Annotated in this window: 18 protein-coding genes and 1 tRNA gene; 6 read left to right on the plus strand and 13 right to left on the minus strand. The window is 47.7% G+C overall.

The window, feature by feature from the left end:
* Nucleotides 1-48 precede the first annotated feature (48 nt).
* Nucleotides 49-1,005 carry an STING domain-containing protein gene (locus tag QZT80_RS06315; protein WP_295119298.1) on the plus strand — a complete coding sequence of 319 codons (957 nt, stop codon included), beginning with the start codon at nucleotides 49-51 and terminating at the stop codon, nucleotides 1,003-1,005.
* A gap of 69 nt (nucleotides 1,006-1,074) precedes the next feature.
* Here QZT80_RS06315 and QZT80_RS06320 read toward each other — a convergent pair whose 3' ends face one another.
* From QZT80_RS06320 to QZT80_RS06355, 8 genes are all read right to left on the minus strand, one after another.
* Entirely contained in the window at nucleotides 1,075-1,590 is a 516-nt protein-coding gene (locus QZT80_RS06320; protein WP_295119301.1) for a hypothetical protein, read from the minus strand.
* An 88-nt stretch (nucleotides 1,591-1,678) separates the two neighbouring features.
* A complete protein-coding gene (locus QZT80_RS06325; RefSeq protein ID WP_295119304.1) occupies nucleotides 1,679-2,539 on the minus strand; it encodes a hypothetical protein in 861 nt (286 codons plus the stop codon).
* Nucleotides 2,539-2,826, minus strand: coding sequence for a helix-turn-helix domain-containing protein (locus QZT80_RS06330; protein ID WP_295119307.1), 288 nt, complete (start codon nucleotides 2,824-2,826; stop codon nucleotides 2,539-2,541). Before QZT80_RS06330 ends, QZT80_RS06325 begins: the two co-directional genes overlap by 1 nt.
* Before the next feature lie 150 nt (nucleotides 2,827-2,976).
* Nucleotides 2,977-4,173, minus strand: coding sequence for a hypothetical protein (locus tag QZT80_RS06335; RefSeq protein WP_295119310.1), 1,197 nt, complete (start codon nucleotides 4,171-4,173; stop codon nucleotides 2,977-2,979).
* Nucleotides 4,174-4,434: 261 nt separating this feature from the next.
* Entirely contained in the window at nucleotides 4,435-5,694 is a 1,260-nt protein-coding gene (locus QZT80_RS06340) for a site-specific integrase (protein WP_295119313.1), read from the minus strand.
* A gap of 241 nt (nucleotides 5,695-5,935) precedes the next feature.
* A tRNA-Lys gene (locus tag QZT80_RS06345) sits at nucleotides 5,936-6,008 on the minus strand.
* Nucleotides 6,009-6,070: 62 nt separating this feature from the next.
* A complete protein-coding gene (locus QZT80_RS06350) occupies nucleotides 6,071-8,479 on the minus strand; it encodes a penicillin acylase family protein (protein WP_295119316.1) in 2,409 nt (802 codons plus the stop codon).
* Nucleotides 8,480-8,535: 56 nt separating this feature from the next.
* Nucleotides 8,536-9,693, minus strand: coding sequence for an 8-amino-7-oxononanoate synthase (locus tag QZT80_RS06355; protein ID WP_295119319.1), 1,158 nt, complete (start codon nucleotides 9,691-9,693; stop codon nucleotides 8,536-8,538).
* A 54-nt stretch (nucleotides 9,694-9,747) separates the two neighbouring features.
* Here QZT80_RS06355 and QZT80_RS06360 point away from each other — a divergent pair, with 54 nt between their 5' ends.
* From QZT80_RS06360 to QZT80_RS06375, 4 genes are all read left to right on the plus strand, one after another.
* Nucleotides 9,748-10,350, plus strand: coding sequence for a tRNA-(ms[2]io[6]A)-hydroxylase (locus tag QZT80_RS06360; RefSeq protein WP_295119321.1), 603 nt, complete (start codon nucleotides 9,748-9,750; stop codon nucleotides 10,348-10,350).
* A gap of 191 nt (nucleotides 10,351-10,541) precedes the next feature.
* Nucleotides 10,542-11,387: a polysaccharide lyase gene (locus QZT80_RS06365; RefSeq protein ID WP_295119324.1), complete on the plus strand. Its 846-nt coding sequence runs from the start codon at nucleotides 10,542-10,544 to the stop codon at nucleotides 11,385-11,387.
* 170 nt (nucleotides 11,388-11,557) lie between these two features.
* Complete coding sequence (locus QZT80_RS06370; protein ID WP_295119327.1) at nucleotides 11,558-11,770, plus strand: hypothetical protein; 213 nt, start codon at nucleotides 11,558-11,560, stop codon at nucleotides 11,768-11,770.
* Between the two features lie 31 nt (nucleotides 11,771-11,801).
* The gene (locus QZT80_RS06375; protein WP_295119330.1) at nucleotides 11,802-12,440 is read left to right on the plus strand and encodes a hypothetical protein; all 639 of its coding nucleotides are present in this window, start codon (nucleotides 11,802-11,804) and stop codon (nucleotides 12,438-12,440) included.
* Nucleotides 12,441-12,457: 17 nt separating this feature from the next.
* Here QZT80_RS06375 and QZT80_RS06380 read toward each other — a convergent pair whose 3' ends face one another.
* Nucleotides 12,458-14,686: a patatin-like phospholipase family protein gene (locus tag QZT80_RS06380; RefSeq protein WP_295119333.1), complete on the minus strand. Its 2,229-nt coding sequence runs from the start codon at nucleotides 14,684-14,686 to the stop codon at nucleotides 12,458-12,460.
* 216 nt (nucleotides 14,687-14,902) lie between these two features.
* On the opposite strand from QZT80_RS06380, the gene QZT80_RS06385 reads away from it, so the two are divergent.
* Nucleotides 14,903-16,417: an MFS transporter gene (locus tag QZT80_RS06385; RefSeq protein WP_295119336.1), complete on the plus strand. Its 1,515-nt coding sequence runs from the start codon at nucleotides 14,903-14,905 to the stop codon at nucleotides 16,415-16,417.
* Here the strand turns inward: QZT80_RS06385 and QZT80_RS06390 are convergent.
* Genes QZT80_RS06390 through QZT80_RS06405 form a run of 4 tightly spaced genes read right to left on the minus strand, consistent with a single transcriptional unit; the run spans nucleotide 16,404 to nucleotide 19,723 of the window.
* Nucleotides 16,404-17,381, minus strand: coding sequence for a GSCFA domain-containing protein (locus QZT80_RS06390; RefSeq protein WP_295119339.1), 978 nt, complete (start codon nucleotides 17,379-17,381; stop codon nucleotides 16,404-16,406). The genes QZT80_RS06385 and QZT80_RS06390 overlap by 14 nt on opposite strands.
* A 15-nt stretch (nucleotides 17,382-17,396) precedes the next feature.
* Nucleotides 17,397-18,263, minus strand: coding sequence for a hydroxymethylglutaryl-CoA lyase (locus QZT80_RS06395; RefSeq protein WP_295119341.1), 867 nt, complete (start codon nucleotides 18,261-18,263; stop codon nucleotides 17,397-17,399).
* A 40-nt stretch (nucleotides 18,264-18,303) separates the two neighbouring features.
* Nucleotides 18,304-19,137, minus strand: a complete 834-nt coding sequence (gene rlmB, locus QZT80_RS06400; RefSeq protein ID WP_295119344.1) for a 23S rRNA (guanosine(2251)-2'-O)-methyltransferase RlmB — start codon at nucleotides 19,135-19,137, stop codon at nucleotides 18,304-18,306.
* 25 nt (nucleotides 19,138-19,162) lie between these two features.
* Nucleotides 19,163-19,723: an NUDIX hydrolase gene (locus tag QZT80_RS06405; RefSeq protein ID WP_295119347.1), complete on the minus strand. Its 561-nt coding sequence runs from the start codon at nucleotides 19,721-19,723 to the stop codon at nucleotides 19,163-19,165.
* Nucleotides 19,724-19,737: the final 14 nt, after the last annotated feature.

The following is a 19,737-nucleotide window of genomic DNA, read 5'->3' on the forward strand; positions in this document are numbered from 1 at the left end:
TTCATCATGCCGTGGTTACTAGGTAACCACGGCATTAAAAACTAATATATGAAACCAAAAATATTTATTGGATCATCAAAAGAGGGCCTACCTGTAGCCGAGAAAATTTTTTCGGGTCTAAGTCATGTCGGCGACTGTCAAATGTGGAATACCGTATTTGATTTTGGGAGCAGCACTTATGATGATCTTGTTTCTCAAATACCATTATTTGATTTTGCTATATTGCTTGCCACAGCAGACGACTTCACAATATCAAGAAAAACTGAATTTCATACCGTTCGAGATAATGTGCTTTTTGAATTCGGTTTATTTGCTGGCGGCCTTGGAAAAAGTAAAGTTTTTTATATTGTTGAAGAAGGGACCAAGATACCATCCGATTTGTCAGGAATTACATTACCCTTTATCCCTAAAATTAAAGACAAAGGCTTTGAAGATGGCTTGAATGATATTTTGCAGAAAATTGCTTTGCATATCACAAACCAAGAAAACACCTACCAACTCGGACTACTTCCTTCAACTGCCATAGCATATGGCTATTTCAATAATTTTATTGAAAAGACTACCCAGAGCCTATTAGAAAGCAAATCTAAAGGAAAAGCGATAACGGTTGGCGAACAGCAAATCTTCATCACCGACTTAAAGTTTACCATTCTCGTTCCGAACGACTTGAGCGAAGATATGTTCAAAAAAGTCGCTGCCAAAAGGCTGATACACGGCTGGGAGAAAACAAAGGTCGTAGCGGAGGGTGTAAGAGATTACGATTTTTCTGTTGACACCAGCAAGGTTAATAATGGACATTTGCTTCTAATTGACATTCCTCTAACACTCAATGCGCTCAATCTAGCGATTGAGCTATATGCCGGCAAAAGGCATCTCGGAAAAAATGCTAAAGAATCATTATTGGAATACAGAGAAATTAGGAATTTCACCAGGACCCTTGAATACCTAATCAATAGAAGCTCATTTACAAAAAATGTTGTTACTGTGGAAATTGTAGAAATTTAATTTGATAGTTGACCAACGGGCATTTCAGAATTCTGAAATGCCCGTTTTTTTTCTGCATGCCGATCATACTCATTTTCTTTTATCACTAGACTTCTCCGAAAAACCAACAACGTTAAACATCTCCCGCATCCTACTCCGCAAACGATTCCCATACTGCGCCTCCAGCTCCTCGCTGTTCTTATTCGTAGTAACATGCGTCACCATCTTATGCGAAATAAACAGGTCATACCTCGATAGCAGTATCTCCGCCATCACATTACAAGTATTCCCCCAAAACGTAGTCACCTGCTCCAGCCCCAGGTCATCGAAGCAATGCACCCGCGGCGCGTTCGTATACGGAGAAAAAGCCTCCCGCCCATACTTCAACACCACATTATACCCCATACGGCTAAACTCCATCGCAACATCCCTTGCCGCTGCCATCACCGGCCGGTATTCATCCGGGCACAGTAGGCGCATGATGTTCATCAGGGAGGTCTTTCCGCAGCCCACTGGCCCACGGAGCATCAGCCCTTTCGCCAGGTCAATCCCCTCCGACGGCGCCACGTCCTCGTCCTGAAGGAAATAACAGAGTAATTTCAGCACTACCGGCCGATCAATTTCGTGGATGGTGTACTTCGGGCCGTAGATGGCCTTCCCCTGCTGCTCGACTATCTGCAGATAGCGGTGGTAGTCATAACGGGTCCGAATAGTTTTTGTCGGGATTCGAGTGGAGTCGTCCTGCGGTTGGTGTTGGTTCTGATCTTCGGTAACCATTTTGGGTGTTTTTGTCGTGAATGTTAAGTACCCACTTATGCGCGGCAGCCTGCCAATCGCTTATGGGCGTTTTTCCGGCCTGTTTCCAGCCGTTTGCCTGGTAATGGTGATAGAACTTCAGCGCCTCATCGGAAGGGTACTTATTCGCACTAAAAAACGCCTTTACGTCGGGAAGATCGGGAGCGATCGGCGCGCAGGACGAAAAAACGTCCGCGGCGGCGCCAGCCCCATTTACCTTATTATTTTTTTTAATGGGTGGGTGCGTTTCCTCCCTATCAGTTTTATTACTGTTTATATTGTTTATATAAGTGTCGCAATTTTGCGACAGGGTCTGTATCATTTTTGCGACAGGGTGTGTCGCAATTTTGATACTGCTAACCTCCGGGGCTGTCGCAAAATTGATACTGCCCGGTACCGGATCTTCCTCAAAAAGCGCGAGCTGCGTAAACCGTGAAGGCGCGGCGCCGGCAGGAACCAAATAAACAATACGGATAAGGCAAAGGGGGTGCTGCTTCCCTCCTGGTTGGTACAGGATGTACCCAAATGCGTGCAGGTCCTTCAGACAGCGGGTGTAAGTGTTAGCCGATCCGATCCCGCTAAGCCGTATAACGGCATCGCGGAGAACGGGGAATGGCTGCCGGAACTGCTGCTGGTTCCAGTGCTGGAACAGGGCCAGGTAAAGACTGATGTGATTAGACTTTAATCGGCCATCCTCCTGCACGCGGGCAAAAAAGGCGTTGAGGTGACGAACGTAGTTCACCTTGGCGGGCGCGTTCATCAGAACATGCGGGGGTTAGGATTACCTTTTTTCCGGCCCTCCATCAATCCCAGGATGTCGTCGTAGTCGTAAAAAATGAGCCCGCCGATCTTTGAGTAGGCGATGGTGCCGTTGACACGCATGTTCTGCAGCGTGCCAGGAGAAATACCGAGCATATCGCGTACTTCGTAGGACTTTACCCATTTCTTTTGGGAGGTAGCCGGGGATACGATTATGTCCCGTATGGCCTGGAGCAATTCGGCCTTGAATACTTGCAGATCTTCTTTTGTGATGATTTCTGCTGCCATAGTTTGAGGTTGTTTGATGAGGCAGCAAAACAATTGCAATCATGCGGGTTAAAACAGTCACAGGGGTAACAGTACCCCTGTGACTTGCCTGATTTTCAATTCATATAAAAAATAAAATTCTTTGTTCTATTTCACTAATCATTCAAATTTTTAGTTTTTGCGCGATTGATTCATGAGGTTCGCCAAGATACCGCGAACAGCTTCGCTGACGCTGGCGTTTTCATTATAAAAATTCTTTCGTAGGCTGATGACCGATATTGCAGTTTGCCTTTGTGACGTAAAGAATGTGGCGAAGAACTCAAGAACCTCCGATTTGTTTTGATTGGTGTATTGCTCGCTGTCCATCAGCAGGCGCAGTAAATAGCCGATCTGCGGAACGGAAAACTTCGTGTGGATTTTAAAGTCCTTCCACCGCAGCAGTTCCTCCGGCAAATCGGCGCGGTTATAGGAAAGCTGGTCACGCTCTTTAAAGTACTGAACTTCGGCAGCCGTCCATTCACGCAAACATATATTCAGGGCCGTAGAGCTGGGGTTGTAGGCGACACCCGGCTTATGGCGTAATTGCGCAACTTCCTTCTGGCGGAACAACAGGCGCTCCAATACATCGCGCAGGGGAAGATCTTCCATATCTTCTTTTATCCGGGAGGTACAGTAGGCCAAAAATTCGTCAGAATTATAATTCAGTTCCATCAACTTCCACCAAACGGCTTCATCGATACTGTCAAGCTTAAGCGTGGTAATTTGAGCCAGTTCCTGCATAAGTATCTTCATATAAAACAACTTATGGTAGGTAATGCGTGGTCCATTTTCATAATTCAAAAGTTCACTGAACGGCTCGGCCATCAGCACAAGGAGTTTATCACAGATTCCCCTCTCGGCAAAGCTGTTTATCAGGGCAGGAACTTCAGCAGCAATATTTATACGTGCGTTAATCAGGTATAAGACTGGGATGCGTAAGTGTATATCCAGGTATTGGGTAAACTCGTTCTCTACAGTCCATAGAATCTCTGAAAGGTCGGTATAGAGCTGGCGGTAAATGTTAAGCCAGGTGTTGTTTTCAGAAATTTCACTTTTATCTTCAAGCCCCTCTTTCCCCAGCCGATCTGATACCTCTTCGATCATCATGACCAGCTTCTGCTGATAACTTCGGACGCGCCTTTCGGTTTTTTCCTCGCTACTGACGCTACTCATTGTACTCAGATTATCGAGGGTTCGTTGCCGCTCGGCGCTGATTGCATCAATAGTTTTGAAGTAATAGCTTCGATCTGGTTCCGTTTTAACTTTCTCCTTTTCTTTTAACTCAAACTTGATAAGTCGTTCGTAAAAAACGAGTGCATGTTCTTTCATTTGATAAATAATTGTTTCTAGATATAAAAATTGCCATGTTTCCGCTTTTGGGTTGGAGAAAAAAGGATTGGTTAATCTGCACGGTTTTCTATCAAACTAATCGGTATAAGCGCACATTGATAGTGCGATTTTTATGATGGCGAATAAATTGAAACTAATGTTATTCCAATGTTAAGAACTAGTTAATGCACTGTTAATCATCAAAATAGATAAGTCCAACCTGCGGAAAAACGCAGGTTGGACTTATCATATTTTTTTGCCTCAGGCAGCGTTGGGCTTCAGCAATGATGCCGGCAACTCTATAGATATTTTGGACTTAAGGCTTTTCATATCGGCACTCACCTTGGAAGCTACTATTCGTGCATATATCTGCGTTGTGCGAATGGACTTGTGGCCAAGCAGCGCACTTACTGTTTCCAATGGTACGTTGTTGGCCAGCGTTACCGTGGTAGCGAAGGTATGACGGGCGGTATGCGTTGTAAGATTCTTGGAAATACTACACACGTCTGCAATCTCTTTGAGATAGCTATTAAACCGCTGATTGCTGCGTACCGGGAACAACCGGTTATTAGCAACACAATATGGATGGTCTTTATATTTCTTAAGTATTTCCTTAGCGTGCGGTAGTAAGGGTACATTTTCACGGCACCAGGTCTTTTCGCGGTTCTTTACGATCCAATCTTCTCCATCAAAGAATTTCGCGATATGATCGGGTGTGAGATTAAGGGTGTCTTTGTAGGCGTAGCCGGTGAATGCCATAAACAGATAGATATCCTTCGCCTCCTGCAGACGAGGTACTGGCAACTCTTTATGTAGAAGTACCGCCAGTTCCTCCGCATTCAGTATATCCCTGTCCGGATCGATGTAGGTACACTTGTAGGAATCGAGCGGGTTCTTTTGTAGCCAGTCGCGCCGCACAGCCACCGTTATGATCTGCTTCGCCTGCTTAACGTATTTCATCGCCGTATTATCCTCAATGCCGTCGGTAAGTGTAAGATAATTGTACAGATCCTCCGCGAAGGAATACTTAACACGGTCCAGCGGCAGGTCGGGTAACTTGTACTCATGCTTAATAAAGGCCGCCAGCTTGTTGCGCGTACTTTTCCATTTTCGGAGGGTTTCGTAAGACATTTTGTTCTTCTCCACCTTCTTTTCAAAAAGCGCATACTGGTAATCTGCTACCTGCAGGAATGTCTTTTTCTCGATATCGATACCCAAGTAGGCGTTCTTTAAGATAGCGGAGGTTACTACCTTGTCGTTGTCTTTTAAGGAATAATAGTGGCGGAGAAGTTCACTGCGAACTCGGACGAGTTGGCGGTTAATAGTTGCGGCTTCTTCTGTTCTTCCGAGAACAGCGCCGGCTTTACTGTCGAATTTTTCAGGTAATACCTGGTAACCCAGTGAGAAGTTCTCCCTTATGCCCTCTATGGTGATCCTTACCATAATCGTGGCCCTCGCATCTCCGTTGTTGTTTTGTTTACGTAACCAAAACAGGATTGATAACTCTTGACTTACTTTCATAAGTAATGCGTTTAAGGTGTGGTGTAAATTGGTTTGTTTTGATATGGATCATTCACCTTAAACCCAGTGCGGATAGGCATCTTCAGAGAAAAAGGTTACACTAACTTAGATTTTTTATGTGTAACCTTTTTTGCGACCGTTCAGATTGAAATAATACGGTTTACCTTTTCAGGCTAAAAAGACAAAAGCCGTATAAATCCTACGATCTATACGGCTTTAAGTGCGTTTGAATTTGTTTCTGTGATCCCGCTGGGACTCGAACCCAGGGCCCATACATTAAAAGTGTATTGCTCTACCAACTGAGCTACGGAATCATCCCCGTTTGTTTTGGGATTGCAAAGATAGGATTTAAATTATTTCTGCCAAATAAATCTCATCAATTGCGGAAAATTATTTTGTACGTCCCTTTGTCGGTTGCGCTGAAAACCTTTAGGGCGTAGTATTTCCCGGCGGTCCAGTCATCGATACTATTGTCGTAAAATTTACTTCCGGGGTTACCACTTTGACCTCCGGGGTATATACCATACGCCTCTGTTTGCCTGCCCAATTGTACAATCATCTTCCACGACGGGCCATGGCGCAGTTTGGTGGCGTTTACGATGTGCGGGCCTCCGCCGGTGTACAGTCCCTGCCTGCTAAAGGCGGGTAATCCTGCGAGGTGATTGATGTTCGTACCACGGTATTCACCGAAGGCGAGTTTGTTTTCGCGCTTTAGCCTGCGGGCTTCGTTGGCCGAGCGGGCAAAACTGCGCAGTACGATATCGGGCAGGGTTTCTACCTGGGGCGTGGCCCTATCGTCTACGAAGTGCATGGCACTATCGCGCAGTAACCATAGCAGTGTGGTTTTGGATTGTGGCAGTTCCAGTACAAGGCTGTCTTTATTGGCGAAGTCGTCTTCCCAAATCTCTTTCTCAAAATCTTCCCACCAAAGATTAAAAATGGTCGCGGCACTGCTGGAAGGCGACTGCACATAATCCCAACGCGTAAGTGAATCATAAAATTCACGCAGGTTAGGTCGCAGGAATTCTTCGTTCAGGTTCCTCAGCAAAAACGGTAATGCGGTGGCGGCGAATAAGTTCTTATTATCATTCTGCAAAGCCATCATATCCTGCACGGTTACACCCCGTTTGACTTCCAGTGCTTCGTTAATACGTTTGCCCCGGTACAGGTCGTAGGTGCCATATAGGTGATACGGGTACGTACTGTCTGTAGGATGCTGGTTGGCGGAGTTCAGGTAACCTCGTTCGGGATTACGGATATGCGGCAGTTCGCCGCGCGGTATGTAACCTTGCCAGGCATAGGTGCTATCCCAGCCGGGCATAATGAATTTACCCTGGTCTTTCCAACGCAGTGGGTACACCCCATTATGCCATATCGCGATATCGCCTGTTTTAGCGGCAAATAAGAAGTTTTGAGCCGGACAGGTAAAGTGTTGCAGGGCGGCCAGGTATTCGTCGTAATTCCGGGCTCTATTTAATTTATAGAACGTAGCCAGTTCGTTGGTGGCATCATGTGCCTTCCAGCGCATGGCTAAAAAATCTTCTTTGGCCGATTTGTCGGGGAACACATTATCGAACATCACGGGGCCCCAAACGGTATAGGCAACGGTATCATAATACGAAGACTGACCTTTGATCTTAATTTCTTCCACGCGCAAATCGACATTGCGGTATTCGCCGTTAAACAGGTATTGGTGGCGACCGTTGCGGAATTTCACGCGGTAATAATCTTTCACGTCCTCGCTCCCATTGGTAATGCCCCAGCCGATAAAGTCGTTAAAGCCAATGAGCACGCCGGGGGCACCGGGCAGCGATACGCCGTATACATTCATAGTGGGCGTGTTGATCTGCACTTCGTACCATAATGAAGGCAGGTTAAGGCCCAGGTGCGGGTCGTTACACAGGATGGGCGCGCCGCTGCGGGTGCGGTTGCCGCTTACAGCCCAGTTATTACTGCCATTGTCCGGGTCGGGCTTTTGTATTTTAAAGTGAAGGTCTTGCTGATCGCGGTATAGTATGCTGTCGGATGGACGTTCAGGATGCACTGATGCCGCCGGGTACGGGGTGCCCGATGGGATGATCGGGTCAAGCGTATCGGTAAAGTCCGGGAACATCTGCGCTACGTCCTGTTCGCTGAACAGGCGGCGGGCGTTCGTGTATTCGAGGTCGTTAGCAGCACCGGCAAGGTCGTCGGCCATATACTTAATAAGCAGGCAGGTTTTCAGGTTGCTCCAGGACTCAGGTTTGTAGTTCAGGAGTTTGTATTCAAGCGGCAACCTGCGGGGGCGCAAGCTGGCAATATAGGTGTTAACACCACGGGTGTATGCATCCAGCTGTGCTTTCATTACAGGGTCTTTTTCAATCACCCTTAATGCATTTTCGGCTGCATAAGTCATACCCTGCCGGCGTTTCAGGCGATCGCGTTCCAGTAACGACGGGCCGAGTATTTCGCAGAGGCGCCCTGCAGAGGCCATGGTTTGCACTTCCATTTGCCAGAGGCGGTCGCGCGCGTGCAGGTAACCTTGTACAAATACGGCATCGTTCTCGTTTTTTGCAAAAATATGCGGCACCATGCGTTCGTCTTCCCACACCTCCACAGTGCCGGCCAAACCGGGTATCCTTATTTCGGCATTAAAGTTTTTATTAACCGGCTCGGCGTTCTGCCAAAATCCATGTTGTGGACTCAGCAGCTTCCCTAATGGAGGAAGGGAGCCCCAGCTCTTATTAAGGCACCAGATGAGCGCCAGGGTCAGTAACGAGGAAAATAGGAAGGCGATGGTTCTCATGATTGAAAGTTAGCCCATAAATTTGAAATTTCAATAATTTAAGAACCGGCTTTCGTTCACTTTTCAGCCGCCGTTGTGTCACTCCCTTCAACGGCAGTACTACTATCAGCTTTAATCAACCATATCAATTGATCTACTTCCTCTTCCGTATTAAAAGCATGTAATACCACCCTTAACCGCTCCTCTCCTTTCGGCACCGTCGGGTGCAATATCGCCCGTACGTCCAAACCCGCCGCCTGTAAACGTTGTGCCGTACCACGGGCAACGGTATTACCAGGCGTCATGATAATCTGTATAGGTGTATCGCTGTTCAGCAACTGGCTTTCGTGTATGCCGTTCCGTAAACGGCGAATGAGCTGCAGCAAATGGGTACGTTCTTCCTCCATCGAAGGAAACAGGTTATAACTCGCCAGCACGGCAGCTATTGCCGATGCAGGCAAAGCCGTGGTATAAATAAACGAGCGGGAAAAATTCACCAGGAATGTTTTCAGTACTGGCAAACCCAATACAATGGCGCCATGGCAACCCACGGCTTTACCGAATGTATGTACACGCGCAAAACACGCATCTTCTAAACCCAGTTCTTGCACCAGCCCGGCCCCCTGCGGACCTGTTACACCTGTTGCATGGGCTTCGTCTACAATCAGCTGCGCACCATGACGGGCACATATGTCAGCGATTTCCTTCAGTGGTGCTTTGTCGCCATCCATAGAGTACACCGACTCTACGGCCACAAACATGTTGCCTTCGGCCACCGATAACTTCTTCTGCAAATCATCCAGGTCATTGTGCCCGAACGAATGACGCTTCGCCAGCGATAGGCGCATCCCATCGTGTATCGACGCATGTATCAGCTGATCGTAAAGTATAGTATCACCTCTTTGTGGCACCGAAGAAAACAAACCAAGGTTAGCGTCGTAACCAGAGTTGTAGATCAACCCGGCAGGCGCTTTATGAAATTCAGCGAGTATGCGTTCGGCTTCTTCTATCAGCGCGTAATTCCCCGCCAGTAAACGCGATCCGCCGCTGCCATGCAGTTGCATGAACTGAGTAGCAATAGCGTGTGTCGCCTCCCGCAGCGCCTCGCTCCTGGCCAGTCCCAGGTAGTCGTTGGAACAAAAGTCGGTTTTCCCCCCGGATAGTTTTAAACTGCGTAAGGCATCTTCCTGCTGTCGCTTCTCCAATGCCCGCTGTAGAAAATCTTCTTTTCGCATAGGTCAAATCTAATTATCTTCTCTGTAACTTCGTGCCCGGTAAATTAAATGTACATGAGTAGCAGTAAAGTATCCATCCTCGGCCTTAAATTGCCTTCCGATCCCCGCTGGGTGAACCTGGCAGCCATCTCTTTAGAAGATGTGCTGACCGACCATGCGTTTTGCGAGCAAAAGGCGGCTACTTCCTGCATATCACTCATACAACGTTACCCGGACAGGGAGCGACTGGTAGCCGAACTCGCGCCTATCGTTACCGAAGAATGGGGCCACTTTCGCCAGGTACTGGCGGAGATGAAAAAACGTGGTTTCCCTTTGGGTAAACAGCGTAAAGACGAATATGTAAACGAATTGAAGAAACACGAACGTAAAGGCGGCCACCCTGAAGATGTACTGCTCGATCGCCTGCTTATATTCGCTCTCATTGAGGCCCGCAGCTGCGAGCGTTTCCGTTTGTTAAGTGAGGGCTTGGAAGATAAATACCTGCGCGAATTCTACTACAAGTTCATGGTATCCGAAGCGGGCCACTACCGCCTGTTTATCGACCTGGCCAACGAATACATCAATGAAGAAAAAGTACGTAACCGCTGGCAGGAACTGCTCAAAATCGAAGCAGAAGTCATGGAAAATCTCTCCGTGCGGGGCGACCGCATCCACTAACCGCTAACCAGTCGCAGCCCTATTACCCAGCCCTTTCATTATCAAGGGCTAATTCATCATTATTTAAAAAATGAGAGTTATTTTAGAATTTATTCTTTAACTTTCGATTGCAATTTAATTCCATCGAACAGAGACGGCCTTTAACTGTTTTCCGATTTTTTATTTTTTCACCCACGTAATGAAAAACAAAAATGAAAACACCCGTTCTCTTCCTCGCCGCAGGCGTTATGCTCGGCGTTTCATGCAAAAAACAAGACAGTACTGAAAAACTAACTGTCAACACACAAGCTGCAACTGTACAACCCTTAGCCGTTAGCAGCAACATTTCGGTAAACTGGGACAACTACGCGAACCAGACCACTTACACCAGCAGTAATGCTGCCGCCGATTTCGGCAATGTAACTGGCTGGGTGAATTCCCGGGCCATGATCTCTAACGGCAACCTCCGGGTTACGCTGTTACCTAACGCGCTTTCCGGCGCTGGTGGACTGATTGGCAACGTAGACATTTCGGACGGTTCTGAGTACGAACTGGATTACTCCATTCGTTTTCACAGCGCGTTCGACTGGAGCCGTGGCGGCAAGGTGGGCTTCGGCTTCCTGGTGGGCGATGGCAACACCGGCGGCGATCCGGGCTGGGATGGCAACGGCGGCAGCTTACGCCTTATGTGGTACCAGACCGATGCAGGCCGCGTATTCTTCCAACCTTACGTGTACTACCGCGATCAATCGGGCCAGTACGGTGAAACTTTTGGCAAGTCGTATCCCTCTTCGGGCAGCATCAGCAAAAGCACCACTTACAATGTACACATGTACATCAAAAGCAACACGGGCAGCAACAACAACGGCTGGGTGCAAATCCGCATCAACGGCACCACCCTGCTCGATCAGGCCATCCGTTGGACTACGAACGACAGCAAACGCCTGATCCGCACACTGTCTTTCCACACCTTCCGCGGTGGCAGCCAGTCGTACTGGCAATCCACTTCTACCGGGTATATTTATTATGATAACCTGGTGGTGCATAAGATCAATTAGCAATGAACGGCTGATCGTATTAAACGGTCAGCCTTTCATTTTCGTTCAGTCGCCTGGAAAGCGTTGCAGCGGAGGAATAATAACAAAAAACCATCAGTATAGAGGTAATAAAACATTAAAAAGTTATTCACATTTGTGCGACGAAAATTGCTTTTTCTTATCTTTAGGATATGACAGATAAAGCATATAAAGCACTTAAAAAAGCCTTGCAGGAGCGGCTAAGGCTAGTAAAATCGTCACCTGCCGAAGCCAGCAGGGTAATAGACGAACTGGGTATCCGGCACCTCTTGGTTAAGAAAACTGATGAAGTCCGCCAACCTATCGTTCGCAAATCACAAAAAGCCATTTCAAAGAAAACTGCCTCAAAGAAAGCTGCCAGATAGTTATAGACTATTTCAACTTTAGACCAACCTTATGTTAACCTCAGAATTGGTGTACTCTTCTGATCATGGACTCATGATCGGCTTTCACGGATGCGATGAAAGTGTACGAAACAAAGTTGTCCTGAGCCTGGACATGCTCAGGTCCAGCAACAATAATTGGGACTGGCTGGGCGACGGCATGTACTTTTGGCAAAATAACTATGAACGGGCACTGGATTTTGCCACTCACCCTCCTCCTAATGTTAAGATTTCTAATCCGGCTGTTCTCGGAGCTGTATTCTCATTAGGCAATTGTTTAGATCTCGCTGATAAGAAATACCTTGACTTAGTAAAAATGTCATACGACATACTGGAAGCCTCTGCTAAAAGTGGGGGAAATAACTTACCAGTAAACAGAACTCCCGACAGTTTTCCGAACTCGAAGGACAAAATTATCCGTGAATTAGATTGTGCTGTGATAAGGCAACTTCATACACTACAGCATCAAGCAGATGAACCACCATTTGACAGTGTTAGAGCCCTTTTTATCGAAGGGGATGAACTATATAAAAACGCAGGTTTCTATCAAAAAACACATATACAAATTGCGATAAGAAATCCTAATTGCATCAAGGGATTCTTCATCCCAAGAAAAAAAGTTGGGTGGCCTAAGAACAGTAAATACGGATAAATAAAATCCCCGGAGTACTAAAAATTAAACCCAAGATTCACATACACCCTCAAATCCCTCGACTGATCGCTATACATCAACGACACATCCAACGGGCCTACACGGGAGGAATAACCAACCGAAAGACCATAACCACTCAGGTAATGGTAACGGGTACCACTGGCCCCGTAAGTAAAGTCGTACAAGGCTAGCCCGGCCCGGGGTGTGGTGAATAAGTTCTTGTATACCTCGTACTGGAAACTGATTTGTGTAGCGACCACGCTGGGGGAAATTACTTCGCCTTCATAAATACCAACGAAGGGCACATTGTTCCGGGTAAAGGCATTTAAACCGCCCAACAGGTATGCGTTTACAAGCGATTGGTTGTAATCGAAGTTCACACCGCCATTTAAACTTAATTGCAGCGCGCCTTTGTAGCCAATAGGCAGGTTATAGTTGATCTTACCCAGCAGGCGCTGGTAATTGGAAAAGTAGAGGTTCAGCGTATCGATGGGTACCGCCCTGCCATCGTCGTAAGCGGCAAAGTCGGGATGGTGGCCATATATATACCCCGTTTCCAACTGGATATCCCATCCACTGGAAGGGTACATTTTCCTGTTGAGGGTATTAAGCCCGAACGTGAAATAACTATTGTACTGCCACACATCGCCCTTCAACTGGATAAACTGCGAGATCTTTGGTTTCAGGCGTACGTTTTCGGTACGAAAGCCTCCGCCCAGCGACATGTTACGGTTAGGCATATACTGCACATTGGCGCCTACGGCGAAGTACTTATTGCGGTACACCTGCTGGCGATCGTGGTTCTGGTATATATTAAGCGGGTTATCTTCGTAATGCAGGTTTAAACCAAAACCGACGTTACGTTTATTCCCCAGGTACTTAAAATATTCTGCCTTCAGGCGCGGACTTTCACTGATGCCGATCGTTAAAAATGAACGGGAGTTAGGCACAATGAAGTTGCGGCGCATGAAGTTGATATTGGCAGCAATGTCGGTAAACGTATTATAGTGCAGCGAGCCCTTTACGTAAGTAAGCGGCGTTTCCTCTACGGTAATGTCCATGCGGTATTTGCCGAGATCTTCGGGCACCAGGTCGTAGGTGATCTGTTTATAGAAACGCGTGCCATATACGTTCATCACCGCTTCGCGCAGGTCTTCGGAACGGTAACAACCACCTTCATCCAGCCCAAGACGGCCCATAAAAAAGCTTTCGTCGGAATGTTTAAGGCCGCTTACACGGATAGAAGTAAGTTCTATATCGTGCGGGTAAGGCAAACGCGGGCCGGCTACATATGGTTCTTCCTTAATAGCGTTCAGCGAATCGGCCAGGCGTTTGAAGATGGGATAAAACTCCCGGCCTTTACGTTTCCCTTCCTCTATAATGGCTTCGGCGCTATTAAAACTTGCCGCCGTGTATTGTTTAAGTTGATGTTGAATGTAAACATTGGCGAGCGGCCTTGCTACTCTGAAGTCTTCCGCATCTTTATAAAATCCCAGCTGGTAAAGGATATCGATAGGTGTTACCAATTCGTCGGCCGGGCGCAGACCATGACTTACGTTGGAGCCGATGATAAACTCGGCCCCCATATCGCGGGCCGTAATCGTTGGAAAGTTGCGTACTACGCCCCCATCCACCAGTTTGCGGTCGCCTATTTTAACGGCCGTAAAAACAGAAGGAATAGCGATACTGGCACGAATACACGATACCAGCTCGCCACTGTCTAACGTAACGATTTCGCCCGTGGCCACGTCGGTGGCTATACATTTAAAAGGAATATTGAATTTAGAGAAGTCTTTGATGTCTTTGGCGGGATAGTACAGTTTAGCCAGTTCCAGCCACAACTGCTCGCCCGTAATCATACCCGAGGTAAACTTCGGTTTGCCGTATTCGAAAGGTACCTCTATCAGGTAGCGGTTAAACTCTTCTTTTTCCTCGTAACTAATATCGCTAAGCGGAGGCTGGTTAGCAAATAACGCCGTCCAGTCGAGTTTGCGGGCCATAGCTTCGATAGAATCGGCCGGGTAACCGATCGCGTACAACGAACCTACAATACTGCCCATACTGGTACCGGCGATGTAATCGATTTTGAGCCCGGCACTGTCAATAGCTTCGAGGATGCCGATGTGGGCCAGGCCTTTTGCGCCGCCGCCACTAAGCACAAGCCCTATACGGGGACGCCTGGCTCCCGTAACGCTTATCTCTGCACCTCCGTTTACCTGCACAACATCTTGTGCATCAGTTGACATAGGGAGCAACGTAATAACAGCAATCAATATCAGCCCTAACTTTCGCATACTGGTCTTAGCACCCCACCCCTATTTATAAGGAGTTTCGTTAAAGTTAATGGTTTTAGTAAAACGATGATTACACCATTAATAAATAGACGTCCGCTAAATTCTGTTACCCCTATACAATATCTTAAAGTTATTTTCTATCTTTTCGAGATAACTTATGAAAGCAACATGCAAAAGATCCACGGTTCGAAAAACATCTGGCAGGTTATACTGGCTTCATCAGCTGGCACACTGATAGAATGGTACGATTTTTACATTTTTGGGAGCCTCTCCCTCATCATTTCCGAAAAGTTTTTTCCACCTTCTAACCCCACCCTGGCTTACATTGCCACCCTGGCTACTTTTGCCGTTGGCTTTATCGTACGCCCTTTTGGCGCGATTGTATTCGGCAGGCTGGGCGACCTGGTAGGGCGCAAATACACCTTTTTGCTCACCCTGTTACTGATGGGTGGATCAACTTTCGCGATTGGCCTGGTGCCGGGTTACGAAACCATTGGCATGGCCGCCCCTATCCTGGTACTACTGCTACGCCTGGTCCAAGGCCTTGCTTTGGGCGGTGAATATGGCGGAGCAGCTACTTATGTAGCAGAACACTCTCCCGCCGACCAGCGCGGTTACTTTACCAGCTTTATCCAAACAACGGCTACACTGGGTTTTTTCGTATCCATCGGCGTTATACTGGTCACTAAAATGACGCTTACCGGCGATCAGTTCAGCGACTGGGGCTGGCGTATACCGTTCTGGCTGTCTATTTTACTGGTAGGCATGTCGTACTACATCCGCATCAAACTACAGGAATCGCCTTTGTTTGCACAGATGAAAGCGGAGGGCAAAACCTCCAAGAACCCGCTGAAAGAGAGTTTCGGGAACAAAGAAAACCTGCGTTTGGTTTTGCTGGCACTCTTTGGCGCTACCATGGGCCAGGGTGTGGTTTGGTATACCGGGCAATTTTATGCTTTGTCATTCCTGCAAAACACAATGCACGTAGAATTTGTGCAATCGAACATTATTATTGCAATGGCTCTGCTGGCAGGTACACCCTTCTTCATCTATTTCGGGCGGCTCAGCGATCGTATAGGCCGTAAAAAAATTATGATGATGGGCATGCTGCTGGCCGCGCTTGCCTACTACCCCATTTACCGTATGATGGACCATACGGTGGATGTAAAACAGAAAGAAGAACTGGTAGATAAGTTCCGGATAGAATCGAGCCTGAATACTAACAGCAAAGGTGAACTGGTACAAAAAACTTCGCGTATCCATGTATACAGCGACAGCACAGAGGTAAAGGAAATTACGACTGTAACGTCGCTTGCAGGCGCTGCCACACCGCTTAAAACAGAAATAAAAGAGGAAGTGAAAGTAAGCATGGGCAACGTCTTCCTGCTGGTGTTCCTGATCTTTATACAGGTGTTTTTCGTGACCATGGCTTATGCGCCCATTGCGGCTTTCCTGGTGGAATTGTTCCCTACCCGTATACGTTATACGTCGATGTCGCTGCCTTACCATTTGGGCAATGGCGTGTTCGGCGGACTGCTGCCCACCATTGCTACTATATTGGTGGCAAAAACCGGCAATCACTTCGCAGGCCTCATTTACCCGATAGCGATATCGCTGATTTGTCTGGTAATTGGTGTGTTCTTTTTGAAAGAAAGGAAAGTAGAAGATCTTAGCCTTGACTAAAATACTGTAGCTCCTCCTGTAAATCCAGGTAAGGATGCTGCTCCATTAAACCGCGCACTTTTTGCGCATACCCGGCGAGGAACTGCCGGTGCTGCTCCGAGTTTTCGATAAAGGGGCGGTGCCGGCGGGCCCGGCCGATTTCCTGCACAGCTTTCAATAACTCCTGCGCCTGCGGATGCAAACAGGCCGTTGCAAATTTCTCCCAAACATACTGAACAGCCTGTTCGTTGGGATGCACCATATCTTGCTTATAAAACCGGTAATCCCGCAAATCATCTATTACCAGCTCATAAGCCGGGAAATAATAAAGCCGGTCGAACTTATTTACCAGGTGATGAACAGCCTGCAGCAGGATGGCTTTACTGAGATTGTTTTCCACTACCCCATCGCGCACATACCTCACCGGGCTTACGGTAAACATGATTTTCACTTTACGGTTCGCGAAAAACAAGCGGTGCATTACGTTGTCGATAGCGGTGATGATCTCTTCTGCACTAAATAACTTCTTATTAAACTGCTGCTGCGGCACTTTATGGCAATTACTCACCAGGCGGCCGTTTTCTTTTAAGGTATAACCAAAGGCGGACCCAAGGGTGATAATAAGCCAGTCGGCCTCCAGCAATTGTTTGGTGGCAGCGGTTTGCGAGTTATTGATGTTTTGCAGCACTTCTTGCTGGTTAACGCCCGAGAAACGGCTGTGATGATCGTAACTGTGCCAGGCGCCGTTTTGCTGGAACAGGTCGTGCGGTGTATACACCTTCGCATCGAGGTAAGTGTGTAGTGTTTTTACGATACTTACCGGGTTAAACAGGATACCATGCGGGTTAAGCAGCACTTTAAAACGGTTCTCCGCCATCAGCCCCCCTATTTCTTCTGCGAAACAGGAACCTGCCATCAGGATGTTATGATCGTACTGAACAGGTTGTGGTAACGGTGGTATCGGGAAACTGAGGTGAAAGTCCATACTGCAAAAATAAGATTATCTGAATACCAGTGCGGCCAGGCGTTGTGCCTCCAGCAAAGCCTCCGCGTTCAATTGCGGGGCCGTTTGCTTATTGCGGAAGAACTGTAGCAGGTTCTCAGTAGCAAGATTGCCTACCAGCTCGTCCTTCGCCATCGGGCAACCGCCAATACCATTAATGGTACTGTCAAAGCGGCGGCAGCCTTCGTTATAAGCCGCAGCTACTTTTTCTTCCCAGTTGTGGGCGGCCGAGTGAAAATGCGCGCCAAATTCCACTTCGGGGTAAGCGGGTATAAGGGTGGAAAATAAATATTGAATGTTAGATGGTTCGGCTACGCCCACCGTATCGGCCAGCGAAATGATCTGGATATCCATAGCAGCCAGTTCATCTACCCACTTCAACGCAATTTCAGGACTATAAGGATCTTCGTACGGATTACCGAAACCCATGGAAATATATACCACCAGCTGCATCCTGTTTTTGATACAGAGTTCCTGCATGGTTTGCACTTCCTCCAGCGACTCTGCCATAGTTTTATTGGTATTACGCAGCTGGAAGGTTTCGGAAATAGAGAACGGAAAGCCCAGGTAACTGATTTTATCTACGCCTACTGCCACGGCTTCCTCCGCCCCGCGCACATTGGCCACAATGGCCAGCAGTTTGCTTTGGGTGTTGGAAATATCGAGGCTGGCCAGCACTTCCTTCGTATCCGCCATTTGCGGGATCGCTTTAGGGGATACGAAGCTGCCGAAATCGATCGTATCAAACCCAACTTTCAGCAGAGTTTGGAGATATTCCGTTTTCTGTGCTGTTGGTATCTGGTGATGCCAGCCCTGCATGGCATCGCGGGGGCATTCAATTAGTTTTACAACCGGTGCTGTCATGATATAAAACCTTTTGATTTTGAGCCTTTAATCCATTCCGTTACGCGCCTGCAGCCAGTAAACGCTGCTTCATTGCCTCATAGAGAATAATGCCTGCCGCTACTGAAACGTTAAACGATTCGAAGCCGCCGGCCATGGGTATATTAAACACACCATCCGCTGCTTTTAACAACGCCGGGTATACGCCTTTATCTTCCGAGCCCATAATGATGGCAATAGGTTCCTGCCAGTTGGCATCGAACAACTTCTGTTCGGCCGTCATTTCACTCGCCACCACCCTAATACCATTGAGGTGCAGGGTGTCAACCGCCTTTAAAAGGCTGTTTACCCGGCAAACTGAAATACGTTCCAGTGCCCCGGCAGATGATTTCACCGCCTCCTCATTAAGTGCGGCAATACCTTTGTCGGGTATAATAATCGCCTGTGCGCCACAGCAAACCGCGCTGCGGGCAATGGCGCCAATGTTGCGCACGTCTGTAATACCGTCGAGAATAAGGAATAACGGGGTTTCACCGCTTTCAATTACGTGAGAGATCACATCCTGCAGGTCGAGGTAGCTAACTTTGGCCGTGATGGCGATAATACCCTGGTGAGTAACCTGGGTCAAGCTGTCGAGCTTTTCTGCAGGTACGAGGTTAATAGGCACCTGTTTACCCATGGCCAGGTTGCGTATTTCGGTCATAATTTCACCGCCTGCGTTGCGCAGCATAAAAATACGCTCGATGGCCTTACCGGCATTCAGTGCTTCCATTACAGGCTGGCGGCCGATAATCAGCGACGATTGTTTCGGCTTTGGCGCCTGTGGTTTACGCGGAAAACTTCCGCCTCCTACCCTCTTTTCGCCTTTGAAAGGCTTAAATTTTCTTTGATCCATTGCCGCAAAGATAGGAAAACTATCTTCAGCCTAGTTCCCCCTCCAGCATCATCAGCCGGATCTTTTGGATAGCTGCTACGGAAATGGAATCGGTGATCTTGTATTCTTTCACCATCTGGTAAGCTTCTTCGAACGGCAGTTTCTTAATGGAAAGGTCTTCTGTTTCCTCCGGCATGGGCGCATGTTGCTCCAGGTCCCAGGCCAGGAACACGATGGCTATTTCGTCGCTTACCGAGTTGGAAAGGTGCATCTGTAAAATGGGTTTCCACCGGCGGGCTACCAGTCCGGTTTCTTCCAGCAGCTCTCTTTTGGCGGTATCGAGCGGTTCTTCATCGAACGGGCCACCGCCTTCGGGAATTTCCCAACTGTAGGCTTCCAGGGGAAAACGATACTGGCCTACCAGGTATGTGTTCATCTCATCATCGAGCGCTATTACCCCAATGGCCAGGTTTTTATAACTCACCACCCCGTAAACACCAGGGCCGCCCGCCGGGTTCAGCACCTGGTGTTCGGTAACGGTAATCCATTTATTGTCGTACTTCACCTCCTGCGAGAGGGTGGTCCATGGGTTTTGCGTTGGTTCCATTGGCTTATAACTTG

It is taken from the genome of uncultured Chitinophaga sp. (genome assembly GCF_902168175.1).
Classification (GTDB): Bacteria; Bacteroidota; Bacteroidia; order Chitinophagales; family Chitinophagaceae; genus Chitinophaga.

Excerpts from the sequence above, each read along its gene's own strand:
- QZT80_RS06315 (WP_295119298.1), top strand. The coding sequence starts at position 49 with ATGAAACCAAAAATATTTATTGGATCATCAAAAGAGGGCCTACCTGTA.
- QZT80_RS06325 (WP_295119304.1), bottom strand. The coding sequence starts at position 2,539 with ATGAACGCGCCCGCCAAGGTGAACTACGTTCGTCACCTCAACGCCTTT.
- QZT80_RS06330 (WP_295119307.1), bottom strand. The coding sequence starts at position 2,826 with ATGGCAGCAGAAATCATCACAAAAGAAGATCTGCAAGTATTCAAGGCC.
- QZT80_RS06335 (WP_295119310.1), bottom strand. The coding sequence starts at position 4,173 with ATGAAAGAACATGCACTCGTTTTTTACGAACGACTTATCAAGTTTGAG.
- QZT80_RS06340 (WP_295119313.1), bottom strand. The coding sequence starts at position 5,694 with ATGAAAGTAAGTCAAGAGTTATCAATCCTGTTTTGGTTACGTAAACAA.
- QZT80_RS06350 (WP_295119316.1), bottom strand. The coding sequence starts at position 8,479 with ATGAGAACCATCGCCTTCCTATTTTCCTCGTTACTGACCCTGGCGCTC.
- QZT80_RS06355 (WP_295119319.1), bottom strand. The coding sequence starts at position 9,693 with ATGCGAAAAGAAGATTTTCTACAGCGGGCATTGGAGAAGCGACAGCAG.
- QZT80_RS06360 (WP_295119321.1), top strand. The coding sequence starts at position 9,748 with ATGAGTAGCAGTAAAGTATCCATCCTCGGCCTTAAATTGCCTTCCGAT.
- QZT80_RS06365 (WP_295119324.1), top strand. The coding sequence starts at position 10,542 with ATGAAAACACCCGTTCTCTTCCTCGCCGCAGGCGTTATGCTCGGCGTT.
- QZT80_RS06370 (WP_295119327.1), top strand. The coding sequence starts at position 11,558 with ATGACAGATAAAGCATATAAAGCACTTAAAAAAGCCTTGCAGGAGCGG.
- QZT80_RS06375 (WP_295119330.1), top strand. The coding sequence starts at position 11,802 with ATGTTAACCTCAGAATTGGTGTACTCTTCTGATCATGGACTCATGATC.
- QZT80_RS06380 (WP_295119333.1), bottom strand. The coding sequence starts at position 14,686 with ATGTCAACTGATGCACAAGATGTTGTGCAGGTAAACGGAGGTGCAGAG.
- QZT80_RS06385 (WP_295119336.1), top strand. The coding sequence starts at position 14,903 with ATGCAAAAGATCCACGGTTCGAAAAACATCTGGCAGGTTATACTGGCT.
- QZT80_RS06390 (WP_295119339.1), bottom strand. The coding sequence starts at position 17,381 with ATGGACTTTCACCTCAGTTTCCCGATACCACCGTTACCACAACCTGTT.
- QZT80_RS06395 (WP_295119341.1), bottom strand. The coding sequence starts at position 18,263 with ATGACAGCACCGGTTGTAAAACTAATTGAATGCCCCCGCGATGCCATG.
- rlmB (WP_295119344.1), bottom strand. The coding sequence starts at position 19,137 with ATGGATCAAAGAAAATTTAAGCCTTTCAAAGGCGAAAAGAGGGTAGGA.
- QZT80_RS06405 (WP_295119347.1), bottom strand. The coding sequence starts at position 19,723 with ATGGAACCAACGCAAAACCCATGGACCACCCTCTCGCAGGAGGTGAAG.